19 protein-coding genes and 1 pseudogene are annotated in these 23,603 nt (G+C 42.6%); 16 read left to right on the top strand and 4 right to left on the bottom strand.

Annotated features, from left to right (window positions below; all coding sequences use genetic code 11):
• Positions 1–179: 179 nt before the first annotated feature.
• Both MHI15_RS16340 and MHI15_RS16335 read left to right on the top strand, forming a co-directional pair.
• On the top strand, positions 180–2,465 hold the full coding sequence (locus MHI15_RS16340) for an FMN-binding protein (RefSeq protein WP_076309622.1): 2,286 nt from the start codon (positions 180–182) through the stop codon (positions 2,463–2,465).
• Between the two features lie 197 nt (positions 2,466–2,662).
• Positions 2,663–3,619: a 3'-5' exoribonuclease YhaM family protein gene (locus MHI15_RS16335; protein WP_036680004.1), complete on the top strand. Its 957-nt coding sequence runs from the start codon at positions 2,663–2,665 to the stop codon at positions 3,617–3,619.
• 70 nt (positions 3,620–3,689) lie between these two features.
• Here the strand turns inward: MHI15_RS16335 and MHI15_RS16330 are convergent, their stop codons facing one another.
• A complete protein-coding gene (locus MHI15_RS16330; protein ID WP_076282260.1) occupies positions 3,690–4,346 on the bottom strand; it encodes a 3'-5' exonuclease in 657 nt (218 codons plus the stop codon).
• 111 nt (positions 4,347–4,457) lie between these two features.
• On the opposite strand from MHI15_RS16330, the pseudogene MHI15_RS16325 reads away from it, so the two are divergent.
• The 4 genes and pseudogenes from MHI15_RS16325 to MHI15_RS16310 all read left to right on the top strand — a co-directional run.
• A pseudogene (locus MHI15_RS16325) lies at positions 4,458–4,973 on the top strand (TerD family protein); the annotation flags it as partial.
• A gap of 111 nt (positions 4,974–5,084) precedes the next feature.
• Positions 5,085–5,756 (top strand): vWA domain-containing protein, encoded by a 672-nt coding sequence (locus MHI15_RS16320; protein ID WP_256716638.1) that lies wholly within the window; start codon positions 5,085–5,087, stop codon positions 5,754–5,756.
• A 184-nt stretch (positions 5,757–5,940) separates the two neighbouring features.
• The gene (locus MHI15_RS16315) at positions 5,941–6,558 is read left to right on the top strand and encodes a DNA-3-methyladenine glycosylase family protein (RefSeq protein WP_076099514.1); all 618 of its coding nucleotides are present in this window, start codon (positions 5,941–5,943) and stop codon (positions 6,556–6,558) included.
• Positions 6,559–6,580: 22 nt separating this feature from the next.
• Positions 6,581–7,291: a DNA alkylation repair protein gene (locus MHI15_RS16310; RefSeq protein WP_341164612.1), complete on the top strand. Its 711-nt coding sequence runs from the start codon at positions 6,581–6,583 to the stop codon at positions 7,289–7,291.
• Between the two features lie 28 nt (positions 7,292–7,319).
• Here the strand turns inward: MHI15_RS16310 and MHI15_RS16305 are convergent, their stop codons facing one another.
• Both MHI15_RS16305 and MHI15_RS16300 read right to left on the bottom strand, forming a co-directional pair.
• On the bottom strand, positions 7,320–8,012 hold the full coding sequence (locus tag MHI15_RS16305) for a PspA/IM30 family protein (protein WP_076136267.1): 693 nt from the start codon (positions 8,010–8,012) through the stop codon (positions 7,320–7,322).
• Between the two features lie 59 nt (positions 8,013–8,071).
• Complete coding sequence (locus tag MHI15_RS16300) at positions 8,072–8,290, bottom strand: PspC domain-containing protein (protein WP_038569266.1); 219 nt, start codon at positions 8,288–8,290, stop codon at positions 8,072–8,074.
• 286 nt (positions 8,291–8,576) lie between these two features.
• Between MHI15_RS16300 and MHI15_RS16295 the strand changes: the two genes are divergently transcribed.
• Positions 8,577–8,990, top strand: coding sequence for a zinc ribbon domain-containing protein (locus tag MHI15_RS16295; protein ID WP_036679993.1), 414 nt, complete (start codon positions 8,577–8,579; stop codon positions 8,988–8,990).
• A 292-nt stretch (positions 8,991–9,282) separates the two neighbouring features.
• Here MHI15_RS16295 and MHI15_RS16290 read toward each other — a convergent pair whose 3' ends face one another.
• Positions 9,283–10,386, bottom strand: a complete 1,104-nt coding sequence (locus MHI15_RS16290) for a GerAB/ArcD/ProY family transporter (protein WP_036675894.1) — start codon at positions 10,384–10,386, stop codon at positions 9,283–9,285.
• A gap of 145 nt (positions 10,387–10,531) precedes the next feature.
• Here MHI15_RS16290 and MHI15_RS16285 point away from each other — a divergent pair, with 145 nt between their 5' ends.
• From MHI15_RS16285 to MHI15_RS16245, 9 genes are all read left to right on the top strand, one after another.
• The gene (locus MHI15_RS16285) at positions 10,532–12,046 is read left to right on the top strand and encodes a spore germination protein (protein ID WP_076282262.1); all 1,515 of its coding nucleotides are present in this window, start codon (positions 10,532–10,534) and stop codon (positions 12,044–12,046) included.
• Positions 12,043–13,266, top strand: coding sequence for a Ger(x)C family spore germination protein (locus MHI15_RS16280; RefSeq protein ID WP_076125410.1), 1,224 nt, complete (start codon positions 12,043–12,045; stop codon positions 13,264–13,266). Before MHI15_RS16285 ends, MHI15_RS16280 begins: the two co-directional genes overlap by 4 nt.
• A gap of 6 nt (positions 13,267–13,272) precedes the next feature.
• On the top strand, positions 13,273–13,503 hold the full coding sequence (locus MHI15_RS16275; RefSeq protein WP_076218299.1) for a hypothetical protein: 231 nt from the start codon (positions 13,273–13,275) through the stop codon (positions 13,501–13,503).
• Positions 13,504–13,742: 239 nt separating this feature from the next.
• The gene (locus tag MHI15_RS16270) at positions 13,743–15,302 is read left to right on the top strand and encodes a response regulator transcription factor (RefSeq protein ID WP_076276678.1); all 1,560 of its coding nucleotides are present in this window, start codon (positions 13,743–13,745) and stop codon (positions 15,300–15,302) included.
• A complete protein-coding gene (locus tag MHI15_RS16265; RefSeq protein ID WP_076192957.1) occupies positions 15,299–17,089 on the top strand; it encodes a sensor histidine kinase in 1,791 nt (596 codons plus the stop codon). The genes MHI15_RS16270 and MHI15_RS16265 overlap by 4 nt, the downstream gene beginning before the upstream one ends.
• A 184-nt stretch (positions 17,090–17,273) precedes the next feature.
• Entirely contained in the window at positions 17,274–18,575 is a 1,302-nt protein-coding gene (locus tag MHI15_RS16260) for an ABC transporter substrate-binding protein (RefSeq protein WP_076125404.1), read from the top strand.
• A 228-nt stretch (positions 18,576–18,803) separates the two neighbouring features.
• Positions 18,804–19,616 (top strand): carbohydrate ABC transporter permease, encoded by an 813-nt coding sequence (locus tag MHI15_RS16255; protein ID WP_232061505.1) that lies wholly within the window; start codon positions 18,804–18,806, stop codon positions 19,614–19,616.
• Entirely contained in the window at positions 19,616–20,437 is an 822-nt protein-coding gene (locus MHI15_RS16250; RefSeq protein ID WP_076185385.1) for a carbohydrate ABC transporter permease, read from the top strand. Before MHI15_RS16255 ends, MHI15_RS16250 begins: the two co-directional genes overlap by 1 nt.
• 37 nt (positions 20,438–20,474) lie before the next feature.
• Entirely contained in the window at positions 20,475–23,546 is a 3,072-nt protein-coding gene (locus MHI15_RS16245; RefSeq protein ID WP_341164611.1) for a glycoside hydrolase family 2 TIM barrel-domain containing protein, read from the top strand.
• Positions 23,547–23,603: the final 57 nt, after the last annotated feature.

The following is a 23,603-nucleotide window of genomic DNA, read 5'->3' as shown; positions in this document are numbered from 1 at the left end:
AATGAAATAGATTCAAGCTATTTTTTATTGAAAATCGAGCGTGTAAAGGCATGAGAGGGGGGATGAGTTCTTATGAAGAGAGAAGTTATGCTTCATAAGAAGAGAAGGGGCATCGTACGAAAAAGGTTTGGTTAACAAAAAGCTACATATCACTGGGGTTTGGTAAAGGAGAATTTTCATTGAAAAAACTAATTTCTTTAACGGTTAGCGCGGCTATATTGTTAGCGCCGTTTGCTTACACACTTAATGTGCCTGCTATAAACTTGAAGGTGGATGCAGTATCGGCAGCCTCCGAAGAAGCGGATGCACCGGCAGCAAAACCAACAGCAAAACCCACGGCAAAACCAGCAGCAACACCAAAAGCAACGGCAAAACCAGTAGCAACACCAAAGCCAACGGCAAAACCAACAGCAACGCCAAAGCCAACGGCAAAACCAACAGCAACAGCCAAACCAGCAGCAACCCCAAAAGCTACAGCAGCACCAGTAGCAACCCCAAAAGCAACCGCTGTACCAGCAGCGACAGTAGTACCAGCGGAAACTGTTAAGCCTGTGGCTACAGCAAAGCCTGTTACAGTTAATGAAAACGTATACCAAGATGGAGTTTACGTAGCTTATGGCGATGCATACTCCAAAGGCACGGAAGGTGCCAAGATCGAAATTAAAGATGGCAAAATTACTAGCATTGAGCTTTTGAGAACCAGTCCTAAGCTGATTGATAGAGATGCTCGTAACAATTATAGTGCTTTATGGCAAGCTTATGGATTGATGAAGGATAGATTGCTTGGCAAAACAAGAGATGGAGCAGCGGCAGTTGATGCTGTTTCGGGAGCTACCCGCTCCAGTAATGGCTGGAAATTGTCTGTAGATAGAGCGTTTGAAAGAGCTCTGACAGTGAAAGATACAAATGCCGTTTACTTTGATGGAGTTCATATGGGCGTAGATCCTACAGGTAAATATTCTGTATTCGCGACCTACGAATCCAACAAGCTTACAGATGTTAAAGTGTATCCTATGAACAGCGCTGGTGATTTCATTGAGGAGAAAGCTTACACAGCTGAGCAAGCAGCAGCGGTTGCAGCTATAGCTCCAGCCTTGCTGGCCAAAGGAACAGAGGCACAGCCTGTTGCAGGTCTTGATGCCGACTTTATAGCAGCGATTAACGCTTTCTGGGATGCTGAGCAGAATGCAATAATCAACAATACATCTGCTTATGTAGACGGATTTTATTCCTCTTATGGTACGGCAAGAAGTGTTGGCGTTGAAAGAGCCGACATCGTGATTCGCAACGGTAAGTTGGTTGATGTGAAGCTGTTTAGACTTGGCAACAACCTGATTGACAGAGGGGCAACAGCTTATGCGGAAGTAGTAAAAGCAAATGCTCCTATGACAGCTAAGCTGCTAGCGAATGGTTCATATATCGCTAACTATGATGAAAAGGTTGACGGAATTTCCGGAGCTACGGAAAGCAGTCACAGCTGGAACCAAGCTGTAGAAAGAGCATTTGAGAAAGCGCTGAAGGTTCCTGCTGAAGGTCAATATTTTGACGGCAAATTTGCCGGAGTAGATAACCAATCTAAAGTACTGCTGCTAGTTGATGTTGATGCAGATGCGGTAACAGGCATTAAAGTAAGTCTGTTTGGAGCTGACGGCAAGCTGATTGCTGACGATAAACTGAGTGCAGAACAAAAAGGATGGGTAGCTACACTCACATCCGGGCTGTTAGAAAAAGGTGTGCAAATGGCCGATATTACAGGCCAAGAAGCATTGTCGGCAGCAGCTAAAGCAGCACTGACAGATGCTTTGACCAATGCATCCAAAGTCCAAGGAACCTATAAAGACGGAACCTTTACTGCATTTGGTGATGCTTATGATAAAGGAACGAACAGAGCGGACGTTACCCTGCGTAACGGCAAAATCGTAAATGTATCCTTGTACCGTGTAGGAATGAACCTTGTAGATAGAGGGAACGCTGCTTATCCTGAGGTGGTAAAAGCAATTCCTCAGTTGACGGCTAGCTTCCTCGCAGCAGGGACTAGAGAAGGTGTGCAGGAAGTAGATGCTGTGTCTGGTGCAACTAGCAGCAGCGTGGCTTTGAAGACTGCGGTGGATAGAGCATACGGAAAAGCTGAGGTTGTAGAAGCTAATAAAGCGGCTTATTTCGATGGAATCTTCATTGGTGTAAGTGCCGATAAGCTTGTAAATGTTATGGTGAATGTAGAGTACGGTGTTCCTGTCAAAATGCTTGTTTATTATTTGGATAAAAACGGAAGTGTAAGAACAATCAATCAGTTAACGGACGCGGAGCTGGCAGTGAAAGGTGAAATCGAGTCGACATCGACCGGATACAGCCTGCACAAATATGGTTACCGTCCAGCAGCCTTCGGAAAAAATGATGCAGAGAAAGAAATATCCGCTAAAGCGGTAGAAGCTATTAAATCAGCGCTTGAATCGGCTGGTAAATAATTATCGTTTTATAATAAAAGGAGGATATTCCAGTGCCAGAATATGGCCGGGGAGTAGCCTCCTTTTTCAAATATTCTTGGCTTGTACATAAATATGAAAATAGATCGTATAGTGATTTAAAGGGATTTTGGAGGTGAGTGTCTAAAGTTTAATATAGAGAGCAGGCCAAAAGCCTGTTATTAATAGGAGGCTCCAACATGACACAAATTAAACAGCTCGCTCCACAAGATGAATTTGTTGGCTTTTATCTTTTAAGAGAGCTGGCAATTAAACAAACGAACGGCACTCCTCCAAAAGATTATTTCGACATCGTTCTGGGGGATTCCACTGGACAATTATCTGCGAAATATTGGGATGCCAGCACAACCGATAAAGAAACTTTTTTTCCTATGGCGCTTGTGAAGGTACGCGGGATTGCTCATACTTATCGTGAGAAATTACAAATAAAAATTACTAAAATCAGGTTGGTTAACGATGAGGATGGTGTTGCACTTACGGATTTCATCCGTTCTGCCCCAATTCGTCCAGTAGACCTTATTCATACGATTAAAGGGGTTATGGCAAGTATTTCAGATCCGGAAATTGCTTCGATTGTCTCTTTTTGTGTGGGTAAAGTCGAAGAGAAATTGATGCATTATCCGGCAGCCAAAACACATCATCATGCTTATTTTGCCGGACTTGCTTATCATATGGTGCGTATGCTGGAGATTGGTGATTTTCTGTGCAAGCAGCGTCCGTTCTTGAATCCAGATCTAATGAAGGCAGGAATCATTCTGCATGATATCGCGAAGCCGGAGGAGATGGTCTCCCAGCTTGGGATTGTCTCGGAATACAGCGTTCAGGGCAAGTTGATTGGCCATATCTCGATGGCGTCTAACTGGATCACGGAAGCGGCTATCCGTTTAGATATTGATTTGAATTCGGAAAAGGTTATGGCGTTACAGCATCTCGTATTGTCACATCATAATTTGGGCGAATGGGGTAGTCCTGTTCAGCCACAGACAGCTGAGGCAGTCGCTCTGCATCATATCGATGCGATGGATGCGAAGCTGCAAATGGTGGAGGATGCTTTGGATACCACACCGGAGACCGAGGAATGGACACCGTTCATCAGAGGTCTAGAGAATAAGGCTGTGTATCGTTTGAAGATTTAAGAGATACCCTGTAAAACCAAACCCCCAATCAGCAGAAAGGAGCTGGTTGGGGGTTTTTGATGTTCTTTGGTTATTTGGACAAAGTGGCGCGGCTGCTATAAATGGAGGGTTTATGTTTAGTGCCTTGTTTCTTAGCAGGCTTTTTCGTGCGAGTGGAAAATGGGGTATACCCGCCGGCAAACATCGTTCCGCTAGTATATCCTTGACTGGCAGAGAGCAATAGAGGATCATAGTGCTCCTCCTGCTCCATAAGTTTTACTAGAATTGCAGCGGCTGCGCGTGCGTCATCTAAGGCATCATGGTGCTTTAGCGTAATGCCGAAAAACTCGGAGACTACATTAAGTTTATGGGAGGGCAGGTCGGGCAGCATTTTTTTGCCTAATAAATAGGTACATAAGTATTGAAAGCTTGGGTAGCTCAGGGACATTCCATCGAGACAATAACGCAGGACACTCATATCAAAAGCAGCATTATGCGCCACGACGATTTGTCCGTGTAGTAACGGTTCTACGGTGGGCCACAGTTCTTGAAAAGTAGGTTGCCCGATTACCATTGATGGCGTGATGCCGTGTATCGAAATGTTCATGCCATCAAACCGCTGCTGCGGGTCAATTAGCCAAGAATGTTCTGCGGTTATATTTCCAGCTTTAACTTCCACAAGTCCCAAGGCACATGCACTGGATCGACTGGAGTTCGCGGTCTCAAAGTCAATTGCTATAAAGTCCATTCGTAAAGCTCCTTATCTATCATATATACGTTTCATATTAAAGTAGTAAAATGATAAATACAATCTAGTGAATCACAATGAGCTGTTCAGTAAAAATAAGGAGATGATAGAGTGCGGCTTATAAAGGGGCAAAAGGTGGATATTACGAAAGGGAGAAACGTGAACAAGCTTTTGCTGAAATTTGGGTGGATGACTGCTGATACTAGAATTGGCATAGACTCTGCTGCTTTTTTACTGTCAGAGCAGAACCGTTGCGAACGCGATGAGAACTTTATCTTTTATGGTAATCCGTTGTCTATAGACGAAGCTGTAACTCATTCTGTCTTACAACTAGGGGATAAAGAAGCTATCGCCATTACACTTTCTCGACTTCCTAAGGATATTACTAGAATAGCTTTAACTTTAACGATCTATGAAGGAGAAAAATTAGGACACTCTATGAAGCAAGTAACCTCTCCTTATCTACGCTTAGTGGATGCTGCTAGCGGTGAGGAATTATTCGTTTTCGAGTATGGCTCTGACCTGTCGACGGAGACAGCTATTGTGGTTGGAGAGCTATATCGCTATGGCCCAGAGTGGAAATTCAGTGCGATTGGTAGTGGCTTTGAGGGAGGATTGGCTGCGTTATGTACAAACTATGGGCTCGTTATTGAAGAAGACGAAGGGAACCCTGAGGTAGCGGCCACAGCTGAGTTATCCCTGCCTTTAGAGACGATCCGTTATGAAGAGAAGAATGTACTGTCCTCTATTGATTTACGTAAAAAAATTGTTCAGATTACCTTAGAAAAAAAGAATCTGACAGGAGTCATCGCAAGGGTAGGCGTTGTTCTGGATATTACAGGATCTATGAGAAATCTCTATAATAATGGAACCGTTCAAGAAGTAGTTGAGCGTATATTAGCCGTTGCCTGCAAATTTGATGATAACCAATCGTTAGATGTTTGGGTGTACGATACGGAGTTTAGCCGGCTGCCACCAGTGACAGAGCAGGAATTAGGAAGATATGTGTTTACACATATTTTAAATAATCGTACCATTCATAAGTTTGGCCGCAATAATGAACCGCCAGTAATGGAGGATATCATTAAAAAATATACGGAGGAAGAACCCGATTCTACACCGGTATTTATCATATTTATTAACGATGGTGGTGTAGTGAAATCCACTAAAAATGTGATTATGGCTGCTTCGGTCCAACCGATTTTCTGGCAGTTTGTCGGAATCGGTAACTCGGATTTTGAAGTATTGAAGCAACTTGATACGATGAAGGGCCGTTTGGTGGATAACGCCAATTTTATTCATCTGGACCACATTGAAAAGGTGACTGATGAAGATCTGTATGATCAGCTGCTGAATGAATTCCCCTTGTGGCTAAGCGCAGCGAAAGAAAAAAGAATCCTGCGAACATAAAAATACATTACTGAGAATGAATAAGCCTGTGCGCTACAATAGGCCATAACCACCTATCTTAGGAGGTCTTATGGCTTTTTTTAGTTTCGCTATCTTGCTATTCTATTCAACAATCCGTACACTGCCAAATAGGTATTGTATATTAGGATTAGGGTCATCACTATCAGATACGGGAGGAAACACTTTGAGCAGCGTAATTACTAAGTTTTTTGATTATGGGCAAGAAGACATAGATTATCTCCGAAGTGTGGATCCAGTACTTGGCGCAGCTATGGCACGGATGGGCAGAGTGGAACGTGTAATTATACCGGATCTTTTTACTGCGCTTATCTATGCTATAGTAGGACAGCTTATTTCAGTAAAAGCGGTTCGGACCATTTGGAACAGAATGTTGGCTCAGTTCGGAGACATCACTCCGCAGCAGTTAGCCTTACATACGGCGGATGAGATTCAAAGCTGTGGGATGACGATGAAAAAGGCACTATGTATCCATGAGATTTCCAATTTGGTCGCTCAGGGTGATTTTAAGCTGGAGGAATTGCCTGGGTTATCAGATCAAGAGGTTATACAAAAACTTATGACGTTAAAGGGCATTGGCAAGTGGACGGCAGAAATGATGTTAATCCATTCTATGGAACGACGGGATGTGGTCAGCTGGGGAGATATTGCGATTCGTCGGGGGATGATGAAGCTGTATGGACTTGATAAGCTTACCAAAGATCAATTTGAACAATACCGGCTAAACTATTCTCCTTTGGGTTCTGTGGCTTCTATATATTTATGGGAAATTTCATTTGAATAATGGACGGGTAAGGAGTACTACTATGGAAAAAACAATAAGAGAACAGCTATTGAATTTGGCAGATGTGGACTACCAAAAGTTTTCTGCGGTCTTAATTCCGACGATAGATAATGTTATAGGCGTCAGGCTACCGGAACTGCGCAAGCTTGCCAAAATCATTGCAAAGGGTGATTGGAGAGCCTATTTGGAGCATGCCGAGACAGATTATTTTGAAGAAGTGATGCTGCAAGGTATGGTGCTTGGCTACGTGAAGACAGATCTTGAAGAAATCCTACGTTATATCGCTGACTTTATTCCCAGAATCGATAACTGGTCGGTATGCGATAGCTTTTGCACAAGCCTGAAGTTTACCGTAAAGAATAAAGAACGGGTATGGGAGTTTATAATGCCGTACTTATCATCAGATAAAGAATATGAGATCCGATTTGCTGTGGTAATGCTGCTTAATTTCTTTATTGAAGAAACGTATATCAGCCGGATTTTACCATTGCTCGATAAGGTCAGTCATGAAGGCTATTATGTAAAAATGGCGGTTTCTTGGGCGCTTTCGATTTGTTATGTGAAATTGCCAGAGCCTACGATGAGTTATTTGAGAAACAACAGCTTAGATGATTTCACTTACAACAAGGCTTTGCAGAAAATCACTGAGTCTTATCGCGTGGATCCGGAAACGAAAAAATGGATTCGCGGGATGAAAAGAAGTAAAAAACAAACCCCTTATTCAGCACAATAGCTGAGTAATAAGGGGTTTATTGTCCTATTTATTTTTTCTCAGTGTTTACTTCAGTGTTAGTTTTACGGTTGCGGATTCGCTCGATTTCGATGTCAACAGCGCTACGCAGGTTAGGATCGATGGAAGGACTTATTCCTGTACCTGTATTGAATTTATTTTTGGAGTTTTCCGCCAATGCTTCCCACTCGAAAATCTTCTCTTCCATACGTTCGAAGCCTTGCGAAGCTGATCCTACATTTAGACCTTTCGTAGAACTACGTGGAGCTGAGTGGAGTGTTTCTGTGGCTTGTTGAGCGCGAGCGATAAGCTCAGTTCTTTTCGCTTTGAGATGTTCACGCTCTTCTTTAGCTCTAGCGATATTGATCTCAAGCTCTGCCAGGGATTGCTTAGTTTGTACTTGACTATTTATGGACTCTTCCAGCTGTTCCACGTACCGTAACTTGGCTATGAGTGCCAGGCGAGCTCTTTCTTCATTTCCTTGCTCAACTGCTTGAACGGCTTCGGCTTCACTTTGCTCTACTAACTGAGTATATTCTTGCTTGCGGCGTTCCAACACACTTGCTGTAACTTGCAGATCACGCTCATTGCGTTCCGCCTTAGCAATATCATTTTCAAGATCACGTAAATACTGACCTGTCAGCAATACCGGGTTTTCTAATTTATTTAGACCTTCGTGTAGGGCTGCTTTAGTAATTGTGGAAATTCTTTTTAATAGACTCATGTTCTATCTCTCCTTTTTTATGGCTATATTAGGGCTGGCTTGTATTAAACGACGATTAATTAATAGAAATCATGTCCATCTGAAAAGCTGTTAAAAGGTTCTTTAGGAACGATGATACTAGCGATGACGTAGAAGATAAGTACAGTTCCGAAGCTGAACAATGCTGCGGCAACAGCAACAAGCCGGATTACTGTAGCATCAATACCAGACCAACGAGCAAGACCTCCGCACAAACCACTTATCTTCTGATCACTTTGGGAACGATATAATTTTTTCATTTATTGTTTTCTTCCTCTCGTATGGGTGTGATTGTTATTGAATCCTGCAACCCGTTTGCTTATGTACTCATTCTAATGTCTTTTTGCATGCGAAAAAACGGCCTGGAGGCGGTTTTGTATACCAGACCTGAGTCGAGGTTCGTTCCCGCAGGAAGGCGGGGAAAGGGTTAGTAAATCGGTTATAGGCTACAAACCATGGACGAAGTTAGGTACAATAAAGAAAGGAATACTTCTGGCGGTGTCGAAATATGCTTATATATGACTACTACGGAATTGGGGGCTGAATATGAGTTTTTTTAACAAAGTAAAAGCAGGGGTAAGCGAGGCTGGGAATAAAGCAAAAACAGTGGTGGAGATTAACCGGTTGAAGCTGCAAAATAACGGTAAGCAAAATGATATTGACCAGCAGTATCAGGTCATGGGCAAACTGTTATTTGAAGCCGTAACTCAAGGTGCAGGACCACTGCCAAGTGAGCAAATCGAGACTAATATCAATCGTATTCTCGAATTGAAGGCGGAGATTGAGACGAACCTTCAGCAAATTGCTGAGTTGTCCGATGTAAAGCATTGTAAAGCATGTGGTGGGAATGTGGCGATCGAGGCACGCTTTTGTCCGGCCTGCGGATCCACTTTTGAAGTGGCAAAAGAACCTGTCAGTGATGTAACTCCATCGTCGATTTCTTTGGATAAGAAGGAATAGAGTTACTTCATACAAGAAACTTATGAACAAAGAGGCTGTCTTAAAAGTAGTGAATACTACTTATGAGGCAGCTTCTTTTTTAGTAAAAAGGCTATAAGCGGATTCTTGCTTTAGCCAATAGACTATGGGCTACGCACACAAAGTATTCTATGCCATTAGGTTGGGCGGCGGAATATTCACTTTGTGAATTTCAGGGAGAAATTCCCAAATTATTTTAGTGGATCGTAATTAGATCATTAAGCGGGATTCGTATCTACAATCTTAATTTCACTTATTCACAATCTAGTGTCGTTTAAACCTTAGAAGCGTGGCGTTTCTTAAATTTATACACAACTAGCAACATAAGCGGCAGAACAAATGCACAGGTGAAATCCCAATCTACCCAGTAGGCGGGGATCTCCTTCACATAGAAAATGATGTCTTTGGCAATCAGCTGTGACATACCGAATAACAAAAATCCAGTGGGGATGATCAGAGGACGGTGGCTTTTGAGTTTAAATAATTGGGCTGTACCTAAGGTTAAAGCATAGTAATAAACTGCAGTTTTGAAGTATGTGCTGATAATCCATGCTGTAGCCATAAGCGCTTCAATACGTTGCAGAGAATTAGCAATATTAATTTTTTGAGCAAGAATATAAGCGGCATAAAATTGATGTTCAGAAGCGTAAACACCTAGAACGGTAAGGGAAAACAATAAGATGAGGTTAAGGCCCAGAGCTCCGATGATCAAGGCTATGAAAATATCCCGGCTTGTTTTGCTATTTTTCTGAGCATAAGGATATATCATTAGAAACACGCACAATTCGCCAAAAGGATAAAAAACACCATACATCAAAGTATGAAGCATGTCCGGTACTGGTGTGTTCAAGATGGGGTATAAACGTTCCATTTTGACATCGGGGGTCAGCAGGAGCAGCAGACCGATTAAAAAAACTGCAAATAAAGGGAAAAATAGCTGAGCTGCCCGGCCCAAGGTTTCTAGGCCAAGTCGTACCCCATATACCAGCAGGAAAATGGCCATGAAACGAATAACCCCACCGGGTGTTTTCTCGTAAATCTGTGTACACATGAAATCTTCAATTTCTCTTATGTAGGTGGAGGCAGCAATCAGGAAGAACCCTAAATAGAATAAGGCCACAGCAGTTCCGACCCATTTTCCTAAAATTTGTAGGCTAAGCTCGATAATATTCTTGTTGGGTTCAAGGTCTGCTAAGCAGAGTAACAGTTTTATGGTCACTAGACCCAAGGGAATGCTAATCAAAGCAGCAATCCATGCATCTTGCTTCGCTCCTGATATCATTAACGCCGGATACACAAGCGCCATATCCCCAATAAATGTGAATAGCCCGAGTATAATCATTTGATTGGTACTAATTCGATCTTTCTCCAAACTCATATACCCCCTCAAATTTATTGGACTAGTTTTAGTATGGTTGTAGTTACCAGAATTATGCCATCCCGATTTTTTAATCCGAAGGAATAATTATCATAATTAACATCAAACTATACTCATCTATCTATGGAGAAGTGGAGGTTGCATCATGAAAGATACGGAGATTGGTACATTATCAAGCCGGTTGGAAGTTAATATTGCTAATTTGTACCAATTGATGGGGGAAAGCTCTGATGTAGTCATAAAAGAGTTGCAGATAGAAGAAAACACTCATATTTCTTTGGTTTACATAGATGGTCTTGTGGATACTCAGGTGCTGCATAATTCAATTTTGTATTCCTTGCAGGAACACATTCCTTACGAACAGCTGAGGGGGCTTTCTCCCGAGCAGAAGTTTGAGATGATTAAGAAACAGATATTAATAGCCGGCGATATAGCCGTCATTGACGATTACAGCCAATTTATTCATCATTTATTGTCCGGTAATATAATGCTGCTGCTTGACGGGTTATCCAGCGCTCTGCGGATCGGCTTACCAGGCTGGGAAGATCGTAATGTCGGGGAGCCTAGCTCACAGTCGGTTGTTCGGGGTCCAATGGAAGGATTCACTGAGAATTTACGGACGAATACGGCACTGGTTCGGCGAAAAATCAAAGATAGCCATTTATGGCTGGAAACCGTTCAGATCGGAAGGGTGACTCAAACCAGCGTATCCATTATGTATCTAAGTAACATCGCGAATAAGGAACTGGTGCAAGAGGTAAAGCGCCGTCTGAATAAAATAGATACGGACAGTATTCTCGAGAGTGGATATATTGAAGAGTTTATTCAAGAGACGGCAGTTACGCCTTTTCCTACCGTATACAACAGTGATCGTCCAGATACGATTGCAGCGGGTATTTTGGAAGGAAAAGTGGCCATTCTTGTTGATGGAACTCCTTTTGTACTGTTGGTGCCCACATTTTTTGTGGCATTTTTCCAGTCAGCTGAGGATTATTACCAAAGGGCCGATATTGGAACATTGCTGAGATTAGTTCGTTTTATTTCATTTTTTATTACTTTGCTTGCCCCTTCATTGTATGTTGCGATTACTACTTATCACCAAGAGATGATACCGACCAATCTTGTAATCAGTTTAGCTGCCCAGCGGGAGAGTGTTCCTTTTCCTGCTTTTATTGAGGCGCTGATCATGGAAATGACTTATGAAATTTTGCGGGAGGCCGGGGTGCGGATACCCAAAAATATTGGTCAGGCGATTTCCATTGTCGGAACGCTGGTGATAGGACAAGCCGCGGTAGCAGCGGGTTTTATTTCATCCGCAATGGTCATTATTGTATCGCTAACAGCCATTTCTAGTTTTGTTATTCCGGAGACAGGAATGTCTATTGCTGCGCGGATGATCCGTTTTGTGCTTATAGCTTTGGCCGGATTTATCGGATTATATGGAATTCTCTTCGGTATTTTCATCATCGTATTGCATTTGTCGAGTCTGCGTTCTTTCGGAATGCCTTATATGAGTCCGCTCGGACCGTATAATTCCAAAGATTTAAAAGACTCTATTTTTCGCTTTCCGTGGCCGTTTTTAAAGACAAGGCCTGCTGAGAATAAGACGCAGAACCTGTTTCGTCAAAGCACATCCAGTGATAAGGAACCAACAAAATGAATAAAAAATTAGTTAGAGGCGTTCTTCGATTAATGATAGCCCTCCAATTTACGTTAGTGCTAAGCGGCTGTTGGGAAAGAAATGAGCTGAATGAGATAGCTTTTGTCTTGGGGATAGGGATTGACAAGGCAGAAAAAGGTTATACCGTTTCGATGCAGGTCGTTATTCCATCTGCGATTTCCTCCCAAACGAATGGAGGAGGGGGAGGCAGTGGAGTCCCAGTGGTTGTATATAAATTTACTGTACCTACGTTTTATGATGCGCTGCGTAAGCTGAATCTGGATAGCTCTAGGTCAAGTTATCTCGGTCATATCCGGGTGTTGGTGATTGGGGAGGAGCTTGCCCGCACCGGAGTGGGTGAGATACTCGATGTATTTAAAAGAAGTCGGGAACCCCGGATGGATTTCTACGTTATGGTTGCCAGAGATACAACCGCCAGCAATGTCTTGAATGTCCTTACACCTATGGATAAATTACCAGCGAACAAATTATTTAGTTCCTTGGATAATTCTTATAAAGATTCAGCAAAAACAGTCGCTGTCACGCTGGATGATTTTATTGAGAATTTATTGTCTGAAGGCGAGAATCCTGTGCTAACCGGAGTGAAAATTATAGGCGATCCCAAAGATGGAGAGGACAAAAGCAATGTAGAGCGAACAATGCCTAAGGCAAGATTGGAATACCATACTGTAGCTGTGTTCAAAAAAGACAAGTTGATCGGTTGGCTAACCGAGGGAGAAACGATTGGTTACAATTATATCAACGATAAGGTAACCGCACATTCTGGCCCGATCGCAGGGGAAGACGGAAAGCCCATTGTAATCGAAGCGATCCAGGCTACAACTAAACGCAAAGTGAAAATCATTAATGGGGAGCCGCATATTTACCTTAGTGTTAAGACGCTTTGCAATATTGAAGAAGTGCAAAGTGTAGAAAATTTGGAATCGGAAAGCACTATAAAACGTTTGGAAAAGGAAACAGAGGAGCGGATTATAGAGCGGATGCAAAAAACTGTGGAGCATGTAAATGATCGTTTCAATGTTGATATTATGGGATTCGGACAATCGATCTACCATGCCAGCCCTAAAGCTTGGGCAAAGCTGCAGCAACAAAAGGGTGACGATTATCTTAAATCATTGCCCATCCATTACAAAGCCTCAGCAGTTATTAACCGCGTGGGTCTCACAGATAATTCTTTTCTTGAAAAAATCAAGGAGTGAAGTAAAATGCTGGTACTGTTATTCTTGGTGATTGCTGTAGGTTGTATGGCACTTGATTTGCCTAAATTAATGCGAAAGCGCCGAGTGCCTGATCTTAGCATATATTTTATTTTTTGGATTTTGGGTCTAGGTGCGACCTTCTGCTCGTTGTTAAAATTGAACATCCCCAGTCCGCTGTTTCTTATTATTTTTATCTATAAGCCAATAAATAATTTATTTGGATTATTGTTTCATTAACAAAAAAGCTGCAATTATCGCAGCTTTTTTTGTTGCATCATCTAGAAGTTTTTTCCTTAAATTTAAGAATATTTCATGGGATGAAAAATGAGAGGTTGACCATATTTGTCAGTGGGGCATATGATTTGGAATGAACAATTTTTAAGTAAGCTTACGGCTTTACTTGTCTAGAAGCTTGCTCCTTGTTGGATGTATTGTATACTAACAAATGGAAAGAAAACGGTTACAAGGGGGAAGAAATGAAACCAATATTCAAAATTATGATTGTTGATGACGAGATGCTAGTAAGACAAGGAATCAAACATCTTTTGGATTGGGAGAATGAAGGGTATCGAATTGTTGGTGAGGCTGCTAACGGTCTTGAAGCACTAAATATGATGGATGAGGTCAGCCCACATATCATCATTACAGATATTGTTATGCCAATCATGGGCGGAGAGAAACTGGTTAAGATAGTTAAGGAGAAATACCCTCATATTGAAGTAATCGTCTTAAGTAGTTTCAGTGAATACGATTATGTCCGATCCACATTTCAAAGTGGGGTAGCGGACTACATTCTGAAGCCAAAGCTAGAAGCTGATTATTTGTTATCCATCCTAAATAAAACCACTGCTAAATTGGTAGGGATGGAGATGTCCGATCAAGGAACGGATTCTGGCGAAAAGCAAATTTTGCTAGTTATCGAGAAGCTTATGACCGGATATGAGTCTGGGATTGAACCTGCTTTGCTTCATGCGAAGTTTCCACACCCACTATTCGCTTTCTTCGGAGCGGATATGAGACATATTAAAGATTCTGGGGATAGGTTAACTTTCACACAGAAAATAGAAAAAGGGCTTAGTACGCTCCCTTTGGGTGATACAGTGTTTATTCGGTTGAAGTTTGTCAATGATTCAGTTATTTATTTGCTTAATGCAAACCCGGAACAGTGGGACGAGCTTGTTATAGAGCTCCGATATCTGGTCTCGGAAATGGATCATTGGGCGAGAGAAACACATTTCGTTATCAGCCAAAGCTTTACGGATTTTAATAAGCTGGGAGAGATTTATCGAGACAATTATTTAAAGCTTACACGATACAGTTTCTACTTGCCGGATCGAAGCTTAATTGAAAACGATCATTTGCCCAGCCTTCCGAGAGCCTATCAGGAATATGATATGGGCGAATTAATGGAACAACTGAAACGCAAGCAATACCAGAAGGCATTTACTGGATTTCTGGAATATGTTCATCTCCGTTCGATGGATTATAGGACCGATATTTTCGAATTCAAATCGTTATTGGGGAATTTCATATTTAACGTAGCGACCACACTTGGAAAAATGAAGTACGAGACTGGAGGCTTGGAGGCATCCAAATACGATTTCTTTCGAAAAATAGATGAAGCGATGTATGCCGGAGACGCAATCGCTGTTGCTGAAGCCTTTATTCGCGAAGCTGAACGTGCGATTGGTGAGACGAACCTAACGATCAATCCCAATATGACCCGATTGCTTGAATACATTCAGACTCATTACGCTGATCCCATCACGTTGACTGGGGTTGCACGGCAGTTTCATTTCAACGCTTCTTATTTATCGAGCCATTTCACTGCTCAGAATGGTGAAGGATTTAATGAATATTTGAACAAGGTCCGGTTGGAGAAAGCCATGGAGTTACTCGTGACGACGGAAAAAACAATTTCTGATATCAGCGCTAGTGTGGGGTATTCGGATCAGAGTTATTTTACTAAAGTGTTTAAGAAACAGGCTGGTATTTCTCCGAGCCAGTACCGAAGACGGGACGTAGAGCGACCATGATTGGAACTATCATTAACAAGATTAGAAAGCAGGGCCTATTTCTTAAGCTTTTTCTTGTGACCCTCATAAGCATTGTTGCTGTATCCCTGCTGACTTTGTCTATTACCATCCGTATGTCAGAAAATTTATTCTTAAAGACCTTCAGCATAACGAATGGCAAACTACTAAATCAGATGAAGACAAACTTGGAGTCCTACAACAACGTTGTAGCTACGGGTGCTACAATGACAGCTCAGAAAGGTGCCATCCGCAGCTATTTGTCTGGGGGAGAGACGGATTCATTGACACTCGCTATCAAAACCTACCAGATGACAGAAAGCATGCGGGCAGTCCGCTCCAACCTCAGTGCTTTTGATGTGGGGATTATGATTGTAGGTGCGAATGGCAGAAGTTACTCAACTGACCCTTGGTATTGGTCTGCTACTGCTGAAGAATTGAAGAACCACCCGATTACGAAAGCGACAGTGGCTCATCCGCAGCAAATTCTGTACCAGCTTTATCAAAAAGAGGATGGTCAAACCCATAAGAAAGAGATCATGTTAGTGGCTTCTAAAGCTCTATTTGATCATTCGACCGGCAGTATCTATGGCACTATGTACATTGCAATTCGTGATAGCGATTTCAAGGCCTTCTATGCCAATTTTACGAGTGAAGGTAATGATGTTGTGTTGCTGAATGCAAAAGGGCAAATTGTATCCAGCAACAGGACAGAGCTGATTGGACTGAACGATCAACAGCTGCTTCAAGAAGTAGTTGATGAACAGAGCACAGGAGACAATGGAGAATCTGTCTATGTGATGGGGAATGAACGGGTAGTATTCTCGGAATACTTGCCTGAATTTGATGTTTATTTGGTGAATCTGATCGATAAAAAAGCTGTGACCGGGCAGATGGTTAATGCCAAAGCAGTGTCGTTGACGATCATGGCTATCGTAGCAATTTCGCTTATTATTGTATTTTTAATTACAAGGAAAATGACGAAGTCCCTGCGTGTACTCGTTGAACAGATGTCGAGTATTCCTAAGGGGGGATTCGATAACCACGTGGATGTCGCTACTAGTAGTTATGAAGTTAAGGAGCTAGGCAATGCCTTTAATTTTATGCTTGATTCCCTACATGATTATGTTGATCGGTTGATGGAGACCCAGAAGCAGCAGCGTAATGCGGAGCTGGCCGCCCTTCAAATGCAGATCAATCCCCATTTTTTATACAATACACTGGCTTCTATCAAATTTCTGGTGCAACAGGGTAACAAAGAAAAAGCAGCTGGCACGATAAATTCGCTAATCTCACTCCTGCAAAATACTGTCAGTGATGTTCAATCCACTATACCTGTTAGTCAGGAATTAGAATCGCTGAAGCATTATGTATATATCAATCATGTAAGGTACGGCGAGAAGATCCGCGTGAATTATTTTGTGGAGCCTGAAAGCTTGGATTATCATATGCCAAAGCTAATTCTGCAGCCTTTTATCGAAAATGCGTTCTTTCATGCATTCAATCTTAAAGATGAGGGAAGAATTCTAATCATGATCGCTGTTCAGGAAGATCAGCTTGTATGTGAAGTTGTAGATAATGGTGACGGGATGGACCTTGATCCTAATTTTCTGAAAGAAGAACAGTTGCCAGCCTCGAAGCACAAACGCCAATTGTTCTCCGGGATCGGTATACGGAATGTGGATGACAGAATCAAATTGCTGTACGGAGAGAGTTACGGTATTAACATTACAAGCAAACGAAATGAAGGTACGAAGATCATAATTACGCTTCCATTGTTAAAAGGCTAAAAAATTTACAAAAATCTAAAATTAGTACCAGTGTCGATCTCAGAGGGAAAATAGAATCCAATAATAACACCAAAGCTAACAAAGATACTGCCAAAGAAAGCGAATACAAAATGATAATATGGAATTGTAGCAGAGAAAACGCTTCCATCTTTATTATTTTACAGATTAACAAGGGGGTTACGAAGTGAAAAAATTATTATCCGTGATGCTGGCTAGTGTGGTTCTACTTTCGGCATGTTCCTCAGGTGGAACGAAAAACGAAACGGGCAACTCCGGAAGCGAAGGTAGCAGTAAGCCACAAGAAATCACAGTTTGGGCTTGGGACCCAGCGTTTAACATTGCAGCCATGAATGTTGCCAAAGAAGCTTATGCGAAAGTCAATCCAGACATAACGGTAAACGTCGTAGAGAACGCGCAGGCTGATATCGTGCAAAAGCTGAACACAGGGCTGAACTCTGGATCTACGAAGGGTCTTCCTAACATTGTATTGATCGAGGATTACCGTGCGCAAAGCTTTTTACAAGCGTATCCGGATTCCTTTTATGAATTGACTGATGTTGTAAAAGCCGCTGATTTTGCGGATTATAAGATTGGCCCGACCAGTGTTGACGGCAAGCAATACGGTGTTCCGTTTGATTCTGGTGTGACTGGAATGTATGTACGGACAGACTATCTTGAGCAAGCAGGCTACAGCCTGGATGCACTACAGGATATCGACTGGAAGCAATATATCGAGATCGGTAAAGCTGTAAAAGAAAAAACCGGCAAAAGCATGATCACACTGGATCCCAATGATCTTGGACTTATCCGGGTCATGATTCAATCGGCGGGTGCATGGTATACAGGTGAAGACGGTCAGACTCCGACCATTGCAGACAACGCTGCTTTGAAAGAGGCACTTGTATTGTACAAAGAAATGATGGATTCCGGCATCGTGAAAGTTAACTCAGACTGGAGCCAATTTGTAGGCGCATTTAATAGTGGTGAAGTGGCAACCGTGCCGACGGGTAACTGGATTACCCCTTCAATTAAAGCCGAAGCTTCCCAATCCGGTAAGTGGGCAGTAGCTCCACTTCCTAAGCTGGCAGCAACAGCAGGCTCCGTCCATGCATCTAACCTTGGGGGCAGCTCCTGGTATGTAATGAATGTAGATGGTAAAGAAGCCGCTGCGGAGTTCCTTGCAAAAACATTTGCTTCTGATGCTGATTTGTATCAGACGTTGAATACAAAAGTTGGTGTTATCGGCACTTTAAAAGCTGCGGCAAGCGGAGAAGCTTATTCAGCAGCGGATGAATTTTTCAAAGGTCAAAAGGTTGTATCAGATTTTGCGGCATGGACCGAGCAAATTCCTAACGTCAACTACGGCATGAACACTTACGCGATAGAGGACATTATGGTTGTAGCAGTGCAATCTTATCTTGGTGGAAAAGATGTAGATACTGTTCTGAAAGATGCCCAGAAGCAAGCAGATACCCAAGTTCGCTAATCACACTTAGGCTGTACTATCTAAGCCCTTGCTTCTACTTCTCCTGTAAATTGGATTTCTACAGAAGGATGGGTAGCAGGGGCTTTCATCTCTAATAAATCAGACAGAAGGGTGTGAAGTGGAGTGGAAAATGTAAAGCCAGGGCTAAGCTCTCAAAGACATAAAAGCTCTAAGGGTCAACGGCAGATCCATCTGACAGGTTGGTTATTCGTTATTGTGCCGGTAATTATGATCAGTATTTTCTATTTCTATCCAATGATTCAAGCCTTAATTCTATCCTTCAAGACAGGTAGAGGCAACAATCTTCATTTTACCGGCCTTGATAACTATATTCGGCTGTTTAGCGACACCACTTTCCTTACAGCCGTCAAAAACACTTTTATTTACTTGATTATTCAGGTCCCAGTTATGCTGGTGCTGGCGCTCTTTATCGCTGTGCTGCTAAATGACGAAAGACTGAAATTTAAAGGATTTTTCAGAACGGCCATATTTCTGCCAACGGTAACTTCACTTGTAGCGTACTCCGTTGTTTTCAAGTACATGTTTGGAGCCGAAGGTATCGTCAATAAATTTCTGGTGAATCTGCATCTAATCAGCGAACCGATTCAATGGATTACTGACCCCTTCTGGGCTAAAGTCACTATCATTATCGCTATCACTTGGCGCTTTACTGGCTATAATATGATTTTCTATTTGTCCTCACTGCAAAATGTCGACAAATCAATATATGAGGCTGCTCATATAGATGGTGCGAGTGCATTTACACAATTTTTCAAAATTACAATTCCCCTATTGAAGCCGATTATCTTGTTTACGACGATCACATCGACCATTGGTACCCTTCAGTTGTTTGACGAGGTGGTTAACATCACGAAAGGTGGACCCGGCAATGCAACCATGTCGATTTCCCAATATATTTATAACCTTTCCTTTGAATACACACCTAACTTTGGATATGCTGCAACTGTCTCCTATTCGATTGTTGTAATGGTGCTCATTCTGACGCTTATTCAGAACAAAGTAGGAGGGGATAAGAGATAATGAAAACCAAACGCATGTTTACTTACGTATTTCTAATCATCGCTGCGCTGATCTCTATCTTTCCATTTATCTGGATGGTTATAAGCGCCACGAACCAGTCGGTTGATGTAACCAAAGGAACATTGTTGCCGGGTGCACATTTAGTGAAAAATATAAACAATCTTTTTAGTTCAGTGGATATGTGGCAGGCTCTCTGGAACTCTGCAAAAATCTCTGTGGTGACTACTGTGCTTTCACTGCTAGTCGCATCGGCGGCTGGATATGGTTTTGAAATGTACCGCAGCCGGAGTAAAGATATCGTATTCAATATTTTACTTGCTTCAATGATGATTCCATTTGCGGCGATCATGGTACCTCTATTTCAAATGTTCGCAAAAGTATCTAGTGTAGTGCCTTTTCTGGGCATCGATACAGCATCGGCGGTCATTCTTCCGACATTTACAACAGCATTTCTAATTTTTTTCTTTCGTCAAAGTACAAAAATGTTTCCTAAGGATATGATGGAGGCTGGGCGCATCGATGGTCTTTCGGAATTTGGTCTGTTCTTCCGCATTTATATGCCAACGATGAAATCAACTTACGCCGCCGCAGCGATTATCACATTTTTAAACAGCTGGAACAATTATCTGTGGCCTTTGATCGTATTGCAATCACCAGAAAATATGACTGTGCCCCTTCTTATCTCGAATCTAGGCTCTGGTTATGCCCCTGACTATGGTCTGATCATGTCTGCGATTGTCATTACAACCTTGCCGACAGCACTAGTGTTCTTCATGATGCAAAAGCAATTTGTAGCTGGGATGACGGGTTCGGTTAAATAAGTTAGCGATCATGTTATGAATAGAGGAGGAAATATAGATGAAGCAGCAGGTTGAACGAAACCTCACTCCAAGTCTGGAATGGTTATCAGACCCTTCCATTTATGCAATAGGCAGAGTGCACGCGCATTCTGACCATCGATATTACCAAACGAAAAATGAAGCCGAAGCGCTTGGAGAAATGCCCTGGCGCCACAGCCTGAACGGCAGCTGGAAATTTAGCTATGCCCAAAATGCCATGGAACGACAGGTTCATTTTTATAAGGAGAACGTGTCTTGCAGAGGCTGGAAGGATATTAAAGTTCCCGGTCATATCCAACTTCAGGGTTATGGGCAGCCTCAGTACGTGAATACGATGTATCCATGGGACGGTCATGAGCATCTTAGACCTCCGATGATCTCTGAGGACCACAATCCTGTAGGCAGCTATGTCAAATATTTTGAAGTTCCTGCGGGCTGGGAGCAACGTCCGGTGTATATATCTTTTCAAGGAGTTGAATCGGCTTTTTATATATGGCTAAACGGGGAATTTGTTGGCTATAGCGAAGATAGCTTTACACCGAGTGAATTTGATTTAACATCGTACTTGACGGAAGGTGAAAATAAGCTGGCGGTCGAAGTCTATCAGCGCAGCACGGGGAGTTGGTTGGAGGATCAGGACTTCTGGCGCTTTTCGGGAATCTTTCGTGAGGTGTATCTATACACCGTGCCGGATGTTCATGTGCGGGATCTCCACGTTCAAACCGATTTGGATGAAAAGTTTGAGCAAGGAACGCTGACGGCTGTCATGCAATTGATAGGTAATTCTGCCTCAAAAGTGCTCCTTGAGCTAAAGGATAGAGCAGGTAATCTTGTAGCTAGTGGGGAAAGTGAAGTTTCAGGAGATTCCCTTTCGCTTACGCTTGCGGCAACAAAGGTGCAGCTGTGGAGCGCAGAAGCTCCTAATCTGTATACCCTTTACGTCTCTGTTTACAACGCATCCGGGGATCTTGTAGAAGTTGTGCCGCAAAAAATTGGTTTTCGGAAATTCGAAATGATAGATAAGATTATGCACTTAAACGGCAAACGTATTGTATTTAAAGGCGTCAACCGACATGAGTTTAATCCGCGCTTTGGACGCAGCATTACAAAAGAAGATATGCTATGGGACATAAAAACCTTAAAGCAGGCGAACATCAACGCTGTGCGGACCTCGCACTATCCGAATATGACGCTCTGGTATGAGTTGTGTGATGAATACGGAGTCTATGTCATTGACGAGATGAATTTAGAGTCGCATGGATCATGGCAGAAAATGGGGGCAGTTGAGCCGTCTTGGAACATCCCCGGCAATAAGCCTGAATGGCAGGATATCGTGATGGATCGTGCGATTTCCATGGTAGAGAGAGACAAAAACCATCCCTCCATTCTAATTTGGTCCTGTGGGAACGAATCTTTTGCAGGAGAAGTAATTTTGAACGTAGCCAATTATTTTCGAGAGAAGGATCCTACTCGTTTGGTTCATTATGAAGGGGTGTTCCATAACCGTGAATATGATGATTCGAGCGATATGGAAAGCCGCATGTATGCGAAAGCGGCAGATATTGAAAGATATTTAACAGAAGATCCGTTAAAGCCATATATTAGCTGTGAATACATGCATGCGATGGGTAATTCCGTCGGGGGACTGCATAAATACACAGAGCTAGAACAGAAGTATCCAATGTATCAGGGTGGATTTATCTGGGATTATATGGATCAGGTGATTATAAAAAATGATCGATACGGTAAGCCCTTCATGGCTTATGGAGGAGACTTTGATGACCGTTCAACCGACTACAACTTCTCCGGTAACGGAATTGTGTATGCGGATCGGAGATGGTCGCCAAAAATGCAGGAAGTGAAATTTCTGTATCAGAACGTCAAGCTGCTCCCGGACAGTCAGGGTTTTACAATCAGAAATGAAAACTTATTTGTGGGCTTGGATGCTTATGAATTACAATACGCTCTGAACTATGAGGGTAGGGTCATCCAGCGTGGAACTGTATTCGCTCAGGTTAATCCAGGCGAGGAAAAATATGTAGAAGTTGATCTACCCGATATCAAGAATCAGTCTGGCGAGTATAGCTTGGATGTTTCACTTGTCCTGAAGGAAGATTCATTATGGGCGAATAGCGGTTATGAAATCGCTTTTGGCCAGCATGTTTTTCAAGTGGCCAATACGTCAGCCGAGGAGTCTTTAACAGATGCTAAAATAACATCTGTCGTGAATGATTTTCGCGTGGTTGAAGGAGATGTGAATATTGGTGTACATGGTCGTGACTTCTCCGTAATGTTCTCAAAGCAGGCGGGCACATTAATTTCTGTTAAATATTCAGGACAGGAAATGATCTCTTCACCGCCGGCACCACTCTTCTGGAGAGCAATGACAGACAATGATAAGGGGGCAGGAATGCATTTCGACTCTTCCCCTTGGTATGCAGCAAGCTTGACCCGTAGAACGTTAAGCTTCGAGCTCGTGGAGGAGAAAGATCGTGCGACCGTGACTTACGTGTATAAGCTTAGTGTATCAGAGGAGGTACGTGTACGGGTAACTTACACAGTGTTCTCCGATGGAAGCATACAGGTGAAATCAAGCTACCATGGAGCAGCGGGTTTACCAAAGCTTCCACTCTTCGCTTTAAGCTTTAAGGTGCCAGCGGATTATCACCAGCTGAATTGGTATGCAAATGGGCCGGAAGAAAATTATATCGACCGTGCGTGTGGAGCAAGATTGTGTCGCTTCCAGAATCATGCGGTGGATAATGTGTCGTCCTATTTGGTGCCGCAGGAATCGGGCAACCGCACAGGTGTGCGCGAAGTATCCATTAAGAACGATTATGGTCAAGGCATTATAATATCGGCACCAGATACAGCCCCTGTTGAAGCCAATATCTCGCCTTACTCGGCAATGGAGCTGGAGAATGCGACACATCATTATGAGCTGCCGAACGTTCACTATACCGTTGTTACCATTGCTGGACGTCAAATGGGCGTAGGCGGGGATGACAGCTGGGGAGCTCCAGTTCTTGATGAATATCAAATCAATCCATCCTTAGATATGGATTTTGAATTTACAATTCGCAGAGCATGATGATAAAAATTCAACAGGCTCGGTTCAATGTTAAATTTGAACCGAGCTTTTTTTATG

Source organism: Paenibacillus sp. FSL H7-0918 (assembly GCF_038007025.1).
GTDB classification, from domain to species: domain Bacteria; phylum Bacillota; class Bacilli; order Paenibacillales; family Paenibacillaceae; genus Paenibacillus_AQ; species Paenibacillus_AQ odorifer.
This window is presented reverse-complemented; position numbering and strand designations above follow the sequence as displayed.

Coding starts and splice junctions, on each gene's coding strand:
- MHI15_RS16335 (WP_036680004.1), top strand. CDS start 2,663: ATGACACAAATTAAACAGCTCGCTCCACAAGATGAATTTGTTGGCTTT.
- MHI15_RS16330 (WP_076282260.1), bottom strand. CDS start 4,346: ATGGACTTTATAGCAATTGACTTTGAGACCGCGAACTCCAGTCGATCC.
- MHI15_RS16310 (WP_341164612.1), top strand. CDS start 6,581: ATGGAAAAAACAATAAGAGAACAGCTATTGAATTTGGCAGATGTGGAC.
- MHI15_RS16305 (WP_076136267.1), bottom strand. CDS start 8,012: ATGAGTCTATTAAAAAGAATTTCCACAATTACTAAAGCAGCCCTACAC.
- MHI15_RS16300 (WP_038569266.1), bottom strand. CDS start 8,290: ATGAAAAAATTATATCGTTCCCAAAGTGATCAGAAGATAAGTGGTTTG.
- MHI15_RS16295 (WP_036679993.1), top strand. CDS start 8,577: ATGAGTTTTTTTAACAAAGTAAAAGCAGGGGTAAGCGAGGCTGGGAAT.
- MHI15_RS16290 (WP_036675894.1), bottom strand. CDS start 10,386: ATGAGTTTGGAGAAAGATCGAATTAGTACCAATCAAATGATTATACTC.
- MHI15_RS16285 (WP_076282262.1), top strand. CDS start 10,532: ATGAAAGATACGGAGATTGGTACATTATCAAGCCGGTTGGAAGTTAAT.
- MHI15_RS16280 (WP_076125410.1), top strand. CDS start 12,043: ATGAATAAAAAATTAGTTAGAGGCGTTCTTCGATTAATGATAGCCCTC.
- MHI15_RS16275 (WP_076218299.1), top strand. CDS start 13,273: ATGCTGGTACTGTTATTCTTGGTGATTGCTGTAGGTTGTATGGCACTT.
- MHI15_RS16270 (WP_076276678.1), top strand. CDS start 13,743: ATGAAACCAATATTCAAAATTATGATTGTTGATGACGAGATGCTAGTA.
- MHI15_RS16265 (WP_076192957.1), top strand. CDS start 15,299: ATGATTGGAACTATCATTAACAAGATTAGAAAGCAGGGCCTATTTCTT.
- MHI15_RS16255 (WP_232061505.1), top strand. CDS start 18,804: ATGATCAGTATTTTCTATTTCTATCCAATGATTCAAGCCTTAATTCTA.
- MHI15_RS16250 (WP_076185385.1), top strand. CDS start 19,616: ATGAAAACCAAACGCATGTTTACTTACGTATTTCTAATCATCGCTGCG.
- MHI15_RS16245 (WP_341164611.1), top strand. CDS start 20,475: ATGAAGCAGCAGGTTGAACGAAACCTCACTCCAAGTCTGGAATGGTTA.